The sequence below is a fragment of the Tatumella sp. JGM130 genome, assembly GCF_018257525.1.
GTDB lineage: Bacteria > Pseudomonadota > Gammaproteobacteria > Enterobacterales > Enterobacteriaceae > Tatumella > Tatumella punctata.
In genome coordinates this window covers 1-1107 of record NZ_JAERJS010000084.1, presented here as the reverse complement: position 1 = coordinate 1107, position 1107 = coordinate 1, and the positions used below count along the sequence as shown (strand labels likewise).

Here is a 1107-nt window from a genome sequence, read left to right as displayed (position 1 = left end):
CTAAATAGCTGCGCCAAATAGTAGATCACTTTAAGGGAACTCAGCCCGGATTGTGCGATCTGATCAATCGCCAAACATCACAAACCACCAACCGGACTGAGCGATGTCGATCATAGCACCAATACCCCGTACCGAACGACGCCTGATGCAGAAAACTATCCATAAAACTCGCGATAAAAATCATGCCCGCAGGCTGACCGCTATGCTGATGCTGCACCGGGGAAGTCGTGTTACCGACGTTGCCAGAACGCTCTGCTGTGCCCGTTCATCCGTCGGACGCTGGATTAACTGGTTTACCCTGTATGGCGCGGAAGGCCTGATATCACTGCGTCCGGGCCGTGAACGCCGGTGGCCATTTGAGCAAATTTGTGCACTGCTGGTACAGCTTGTCAGTCGTTCTCCCAGTGATTTTGGCTATCAACGCTCCCGCTGGAGTACTGAACTTCTGGCAATAAAAATCAACGAGATAACAGGCTGTAAACTGCATCCCGGCACAGTCCGTCGCTGGCTGCCTTCAGCGGGGCTGGTGTGGCGCAGGGCGGCCCCCACTCTGCATATACGCGATCCACACAAAAATGAAAAAATGGCAGCCATCCGTAAAGCTCTGGATAAATGCAGTATTGACCATCCGGTGTTTTACGAAGATGAGGTGGATATCCACCTCAATCCCAAAATCGGTGCGGACTGGCAGGTCCGTGGGCAGCAAAAACGAGTGGTCACACCCGGACAGAATGAAAAATATTATCTGGCCGGCGCGCTGCACAGCGGTACAGGAAAAGTCAGCTACGTGGGCGGTAGCAGCAAAGCGTCGTCCTTGTTTATCAGCCTGCTTCAACACCTGAAAGCGACGTACCGACGGGCGAAAACGATCACGCTTATCGTGGATAACTATATTATTCACAAGAGTGAGAAAACACGGAACTGGCTGAAAGCGAATCCTAAATTTAACGTTATTTATCAGCCGGTTTATTCGCCATGGGTGAATCATGTTGAACGGTTATGGCAGGCGTTGCACGATACGATAACCCGTAATCATCAGTGCCGTTCAATGTGGCAACTGTTAAAAAAAGTGCGCCATTTTATGGAAACCGTCAGCCCGTTTCCCGG

General features: G+C 51.1%; 1 protein-coding gene. It reads left to right on the top strand.

The window, feature by feature from the left end; genetic code table 11:
* Window positions 1-103 precede the first annotated feature (103 nt).
* Window positions 104-1107 (top strand): IS630 family transposase (locus tag JK211_RS16760; RefSeq protein WP_212709748.1); only part of this gene is annotated, 1004 nt, incomplete at its 3' end.